We start from the raw sequence: 6,022 nt of genomic DNA on the forward strand, positions 1-6,022 counted from the left end.
GACGCACCGACAAGTATGCCATGACTGATTGACCGTGGGGTTTTTCTCAGGGGACCCGGTTAGCATCGAACCCGTCGCGCCACCCGCCCCGGCCTCCTGCCATGCGTGACCATCTTGTCGAGAGGTTCCATGTCTGACGACGACTCCGCCCGCACCCCTGTTCCGCGCCACCGCCGCGCGGCGGTGCGCGAGAAGGCGAAGCAGGTGCGCGCGCGCCAGTCGCGCGCCCGCGCGATCACTCGTTCACTCGTGGTCGTCGGCGCTGTCGCGGTCGTTGCCGCCGTCGCCATCACGGTGACGTGGACGGTCGTCTCGGCGGTGTCGCGTCCGCAGCTGTCGCCCGAGAACGTTTCCGGCGGCGGCTTCCCGGTGACCGCGATCGCCGCGGCCGTCAGCGGTCCGGAGGCCGTCACTGAGGCGGAAGCCACGATCGAAGACGAGTCGTCCCCGGCGCCGACCGAATCGCCGACCGCGCTGCCGCAGGTGGAGATCCAGGTGTACGTCGACTACTTGTCGCCGGGCGCCCGCGACTGGCAGGTCGCCAACAGTCCGCAACTGGCGAGCTGGGTCAACGAGGGTGCGGCGTCGCTCACCTATTACCCGGTGTCGATGCTGACTGCCAAGTCGAACGGGACCAAGTACTCGCTGCGTGCCGCCGGCGCGGCCGCGTGCGTCGGTTCGCACGCGCCCGAGACCTTCTACGCCTACAACAACGAGCTGTTGCTGGGCCAGCCCGAGATCGACTCCGACGGGATGAGCGACACCGACCTGGCCGATCTCGCCCAGGCGACTGGCGTCGACGACCCGAAGACGGTGCGGGACTGCATCGAAGACGGCGACTTCCTGACCTGGGCGAAGAAGACCACTGAGAGCGCCGTCGCCGGCATCCCGGGAACCGACGGTCTGGCATTGACGGGCACGCCGATGGTGCTGGTGAACGGTCAGCGGTACGTCGGCGCGTTGAGCGACCCCGCCGAGTTCTCCCAGTTCGTCCTCACCACCGCAAGCGGCGCCTTCTACCAGACGCAGACCTCCACGCCGACCCCCACGCCCACGGCGGCCCCGTCCGAGACACCGACGCCGAGCGCGACGCCGTCGGAGTGAGCGTGACGCCGCACTAGACTGGTGCGGTTCGCCGGCTTGGCGCAATTGGTAGCGCACCGTACTTGTAATACGGGGGTTGCAGGTTCAAGTCCTGTAGCCGGCACGGACAGGTTAGCTGGAGAACCGATCCTCGCCGTCGCGGGCGATCTGCAGGATCCACTCGGGGGTCGCGCGACGCAGCTTCTTGTCGGCGTCGATGCGGATGACCGCAGCGAGGTAGCGTTCCCGGTCACTGGGGGCGCGCCGGTCCGTTCCCGGCATGGGGCCCTCCCTTGCTCGCGCGTCGACCAAACACCCCCAGTATGCGCCGAGCGGGCCGTATTTGCGAGGGTCTCCGCGTTGATGGCACCGTCAGCGTGGGCGCGTCGTCGACGTGGTGCGTGCCCTCGCCGATCCGGGCCAGCGAACTTGAGGTGACGACGCCGGCGAGAAACCGCTGCTCCTCGTGTTTTGCCAGACGCGAGGATTGCAGCACCCGGATCATCTCGAGCGCCATTTCGCGGTCCCTCGCATCGAGGTTGCTGCGCACGAGCACATCGAGCGCCCATTCCGCCCTCTGCCACCACGCGTTGAGCCGACTCTGACGATAAACGCCCGCGAAAGCGATCATGGCGGCCGCGACCGCCGCTGCGCCGCCGAAGCCCGGTGTCTGCAGCCAGCCCGATACCCACGGCCACACCGTCGTCGTCCACAGGTCCATGGCGATCCCCCCTGTGGCCCCGAGCGTACCCGGCGGCGGTCGCAAAGTGGAGGGCGCTGCCGGTCGCGTAGGCTCGGCCGGGTGACACGCCCCGCCTCGCCCGCTGTGCCTGCGCGGCTGGCGATCGGCGGCGCGGTGCTGGTCGGTGTACTCACGGCGGTCCAGGCGCGGGTGAACGGAGAGCTGGGGGTGCAACTGGACGACGGTCTGGTCGCGGCGGTGATCTCGTTCGGATCCGGCCTCGTCCTGGTGGGTGTCCTGTCGCTCGCGCTGCCCGGCGGCCGGCGCGGAACGGCGCAACTGGTCGCGGGGTTGCGGGCCGGGAGCATCCCGTGGTGGATGCTGGTCGGTGGTGTCGCCGGAGCCGTCACGGTCGCCACGCAGGGCCTCACCGTCGCCATCATCGGGGTGTCGCTGTTCACGGTCGGGGTGGTGGCGGGCCAGACCCTCAACGGGCTCGTCCTCGACCGCGTCGGATTCGGGCCCGGCGGTGAGGTGGCCGTCACCATGCCGCGGGTGGCCGGGGGAGCGTTGGCGCTGGCCGCCGCTGTCATCGCGATCGGTCGCGAGGGGGTGGGGGACTCGGTCGCGTGGTGGATGCTGCTGTTGCCGTTCGTCACCGGAGTCGGCATCGCGTGGCAGCAGGCCACCAACGGGCGGTTGCGCCAGCGGGTCGGCACCCCGATGACCGCGACCGTGGTGAACTTCATCGGCGGCACGGCGGTTCTGGCCATCGCCGCCGCGGTCAGTGTCGGGGTGAACGGCCCGCCGCGCACGCCACCGTCCGATCCGTGGCTCTACACCGGCGGGGCGATCGGGGTGGCGTACATCTTCCTGTCGGCGGCGTTGGTCGCCTATACCGGTGTGCTGCTGCTCGGCCTCGGCGCGGTCGCCGGGCAGCTGGTGACCGCCTTCGTGCTCGACATCCTGTGGCCGGCCGCGGCCAGCTCGGGATGGGGCAGCGAACTGCTGACGGTCACCGTCGCGCTGGCGTCGGTCGCGGTGGCGGTGCTGCCCTGGCGTTGCCGCCGGTGACGTGTCGGCTCGGCGCCGGTCACCCCTCCGGCGAGAAGGACAGCGACAGCGAGTTCATGCAGTAGCGGTCCCCGGTCGGGGTGCCGAAGCCGTCCGGGAACACGTGCCCGAGGTGGGAGCCGCATCCGGCGCACCGCACCTCGGTGCGCAGCATCCCGTGGGAACGGTCTTCGATCAGTTCGACCGCTTCGGGCCGCACCGATTCGTAGAAGCTCGGCCATCCGCAGTGCGAGTCGAACTTGGTGCCGCTGCGGAACAACTCCGCCCCGCACGCGGCGCAGGTGTACAACCCGGCGCGTTCCTCGTCGAGCAGCGCACCCGTCCAAGGGCGCTCGGTGCCGGCCTCGCGCAGCACGGCGTACTGCTCGGGGGACAGGTCCTCCCGCCACTGCTGTTCGGATTTCTCGACGCGGTAGGTCATGGTGACTCCTTGCTGCTCGTTATCGTTCAACCCGGCCGCGGCACGTCGTGTTCCCCCACGGTGATTCCCGCACAATGGTCGGATGGATGCCGACCTCGTTGCCATCACCGAACGCTACCGGAGGTTCGCCCGCGACGAAGCACCGTCCCGGTCGCCGGTGTATGCCCGCTGGGCCGCGCGCGTGAGCGCCGACCCGCCGCTGCAGCGCATTCTGGCCGCCATCGCGCCGCATCGTCGTCAACCGCCGCTCGTTTTCGCGGTCGCGCGGCTGCTCGGGCTGGCCGACGATGCGGACGACGACGAATTCGCCGACTGGGTGCGGGGCAACGGCGACCGGCTTCGGACCGAGTGTGAGCGGCGATCGCTGCAGACGAACGAGCCGCAGCGGTGCGCCGCGCTGCTGCCGGCGCTGGGCCTGATCGACGGTCCCATCGCGCTGCTGGAAGTGGGGGCCAGTGCCGGGTTGTGCCTGTACCCGGACCGGTACTCCTACCGATACGTCGGGGGCGACCGGGTGGTGGCGCAACTCGACCCCGCGGACGGCCCCTCGGAGGTCACGCTGACCTGCCGGGTGCGTGGCGACCGGATGCCGCCGGTGACGCTGCCTGACGTGGTCTGGCGGGCCGGCATCGACCTGAATCCCCTCGATCCGGGCGCGGCGTCCACGGCCGAATGGCTCACCGCCCTGGTGTGGCCGGGGGAGAGCGGCCGTACCGAGCGCATCCGCGCCGCGCTGCGGATCGCCGCGCACGAGCCGCCGCATCTGGTCGCGGCGGATGCGGCGGAGGCGCTACCCGCCGTCGCCGCCGAAGCACCACGCGGGGCGACGCTCGTGATCACGACCCCCGGCGTGCTCGTCCACCTGCCGGCGCAGTCCCGCTCGCGGGTCATCACGCAGGCGCGCCGGCTGGGGCGGTGGGTGACGCTGGATGCCCCCGGGCTCCACGACGGATGGGTGCCGGACTCGGTCTCGCCGTGGCGCGACGGGTTCGCGCTCGCTGTCGACGGCGAGGTGCGGGCCGCCGCGGACCCGCTCGGGGGCTGGGTGGAGTGGCGTACCGGCGAAAGGGCCCGCGTCGGTTAGCGTGGCGACGTGCCCCTGAACGACCGTGACCGCGCGCTCCTCGACTTCGAGGCGCATTGGCACGGTCACGATGCCGCCAAAGAAGAGGCGGTGCGGACGGAGTTCGAGGTGACGCCCGCACGCTACTACCAGCTGTTGTGGCGCCTCATCGACACCGAGGATGCTCTCGCCCACGACCCGCTGCTCGTGCACCGGCTCCGCCGTCGCCGCGAGACGGCCGATCATGAGCGGCGTCGCCGCACGGCGCGACTCACAGGATCGGCCCGCTAAAATTCTGGGGTGCCGCATCCCCCCGCCCCGAAGGATCGTTTCGACGATCTTCCCGACGACGGTCGTCCCGTCGGAGCACACCGTGCCGAGTCGTCCGCGTTGCGCCCGGGACGGGTGGTGTTGTGGTCGGTCGTCGCGATCATCGTGCTCGTCGGTATCGGCGTCGTGGCGGTGCTCCTGGCCACCGGCACGATCGCGTTGACGCCGGACGGTGCCGTCCCGAGCCCGTCGCCGACGGCGACGGTCGCCGCGTGGGCGGGTGTCCTTCCCGCGTCGGCGGCGTGGTCGGCTCCTGTGCCCCGGCGTGCGCCGGGTGTGTTTCCTGCGTGTGAACACTTGGGTGCGCGCGTGTCAACAGTTGCGTGCGGGCACGGATCGGCGGTTTCCCGCTGGTTAGCATGGCGGCACCCGCACCATCAGGAGAGACTCATGACCCAGGGCACCGTCAAGTTGTTCAACGCAGAGAAGGGCTACGGCTTCATCCCCTCCGGTGAGGGTCACGATGTCTTCGTGCACTACTCGAACATCGAGATGACCGGGTTCCGCGTCCTCGAAGAGGGACAGGCCGTCGAGTTCACGGTGGGCGCCGGTCAAAAGGGCCCACAGGCCGAAGCGGTGCGCGTCCTGGCCTGACGGCTCTCCCGCGCGCGTCGGAGCGCGCGGGAACACCCCGCCGGAGAACCATCCGACGGGGTCGTCTCCATGTCGGGCCGGCAGCTTGCACTCCCCAGGGTCGAGTGCCAGAATGGGTTAGCACTCGCGATACGTGAGTGCTAAAGACTGACCGTCACGTCCGGGAGGGACGACACACACATGGCAAAGATCATCGCTTTCGACGAGGAGGCCCGTCGTGGCCTCGAGCGCGGCCTGAACACACTGGCCGACGCCGTCAAGGTGACGCTGGGCCCGCGCGGTCGCAACGTCGTGCTCGAGAAGAAGTGGGGCGCCCCCACCATCACGAACGACGGTGTATCGATCGCGAAGGAGATCGAGCTCGACGACCCGTACGAGAAGATCGGTGCGGAGCTCGTCAAGGAGGTCGCGAAGAAGACCGACGACGTCGCGGGTGATGGAACCACCACCGCGACCGTCCTGGCTCAGGCGCTCGTTCGTGAGGGCCTTCGCAACGTCGCCGCCGGCGCCGACCCCATCTCGCTGAAGAAGGGCATCGAGAAGGCCGTCAAGAGCCTCTCCGACGAGCTTCTCGCTTCGGCCAAGGAGGTCGAGACCAAGGAGCAGATTGCCGCGACCGCGTCGATCTCCGCCGCCGACACCGAGATCGGAGATCTGATCGCCGAGGCCATCGACAAGGTGGGCAAGGAAGGCGTCGTCACCGTCGAGGAGTCGCAGACGTTCGGCACCGAGCTCGAGCTCACCGAGGGTATGCGCTTCGACAAGGGCTACATCA

9 protein-coding genes and 1 tRNA gene are annotated in these 6,022 nt (G+C 69.8%); 7 read left to right on the forward strand and 3 right to left on the reverse strand.

What is annotated here, in order from left to right; all coding sequences use genetic code 11:
• Window positions 1-129 precede the first annotated feature (129 nt).
• Both ACK5KK_RS16405 and ACK5KK_RS16410 read left to right on the forward strand, forming a co-directional pair.
• Window positions 130-1,104, forward strand: a complete 975-nt coding sequence (locus tag ACK5KK_RS16405; RefSeq protein WP_416891153.1) for a DsbA family protein — start codon at window positions 130-132, stop codon at window positions 1,102-1,104.
• A gap of 30 nt (window positions 1,105-1,134) precedes the next feature.
• Window positions 1,135-1,207: transfer RNA gene (locus tag ACK5KK_RS16410), tRNA-Thr, on the forward strand.
• A gap of 8 nt (window positions 1,208-1,215) precedes the next feature.
• Here ACK5KK_RS16410 and ACK5KK_RS16415 read toward each other — a convergent pair.
• Together ACK5KK_RS16415 and ACK5KK_RS16420 are read right to left on the reverse strand one after the other, a co-directional pair.
• Window positions 1,216-1,365, reverse strand: a complete 150-nt coding sequence (locus ACK5KK_RS16415; RefSeq protein WP_416891154.1) for a hypothetical protein — start codon at window positions 1,363-1,365, stop codon at window positions 1,216-1,218.
• Window positions 1,334-1,804, reverse strand: a complete 471-nt coding sequence (locus ACK5KK_RS16420) for a hypothetical protein (protein WP_416891155.1) — start codon at window positions 1,802-1,804, stop codon at window positions 1,334-1,336. The genes ACK5KK_RS16415 and ACK5KK_RS16420 overlap by 32 nt, the downstream gene beginning before the upstream one ends.
• Before the next feature lie 81 nt (window positions 1,805-1,885).
• Between ACK5KK_RS16420 and ACK5KK_RS16425 the strand changes: the two genes are divergently transcribed.
• Window positions 1,886-2,839, forward strand: coding sequence for a DMT family transporter (locus tag ACK5KK_RS16425; protein WP_416891156.1), 954 nt, complete (start codon window positions 1,886-1,888; stop codon window positions 2,837-2,839).
• 19 nt (window positions 2,840-2,858) lie between these two features.
• Here the strand turns inward: ACK5KK_RS16425 and msrB are convergent, their stop codons facing one another.
• Window positions 2,859-3,260 (reverse strand): peptide-methionine (R)-S-oxide reductase MsrB, encoded by a 402-nt coding sequence (gene msrB / locus ACK5KK_RS16430; protein WP_416891157.1) that lies wholly within the window; start codon window positions 3,258-3,260, stop codon window positions 2,859-2,861.
• Window positions 3,261-3,342: 82 nt separating this feature from the next.
• On the opposite strand from msrB, the gene ACK5KK_RS16435 reads away from it, so the two are divergent.
• The 4 genes from ACK5KK_RS16435 to ACK5KK_RS16450 all read left to right on the forward strand — a co-directional run.
• Window positions 3,343-4,344, forward strand: coding sequence for a DUF2332 family protein (locus ACK5KK_RS16435; protein WP_416891158.1), 1,002 nt, complete (start codon window positions 3,343-3,345; stop codon window positions 4,342-4,344).
• Window positions 4,345-4,353: 9 nt separating this feature from the next.
• Window positions 4,354-4,614 (forward strand): DUF3263 domain-containing protein, encoded by a 261-nt coding sequence (locus tag ACK5KK_RS16440; protein WP_416891159.1) that lies wholly within the window; start codon window positions 4,354-4,356, stop codon window positions 4,612-4,614.
• 429 nt (window positions 4,615-5,043) lie between these two features.
• Complete coding sequence (locus ACK5KK_RS16445; protein WP_416891161.1) at window positions 5,044-5,247, forward strand: cold-shock protein; 204 nt, start codon at window positions 5,044-5,046, stop codon at window positions 5,245-5,247.
• A 180-nt stretch (window positions 5,248-5,427) separates the two neighbouring features.
• Window positions 5,428-6,022 (forward strand): TCP-1/cpn60 chaperonin family protein (locus ACK5KK_RS16450; protein WP_416891160.1); only part of this gene is annotated, 595 nt, incomplete at its 3' end.

This window comes from Microbacterium sp., from assembly GCF_047972865.1.
Taxonomy (GTDB): Bacteria; Actinomycetota; Actinomycetes; order Actinomycetales; family Microbacteriaceae; genus Microbacterium.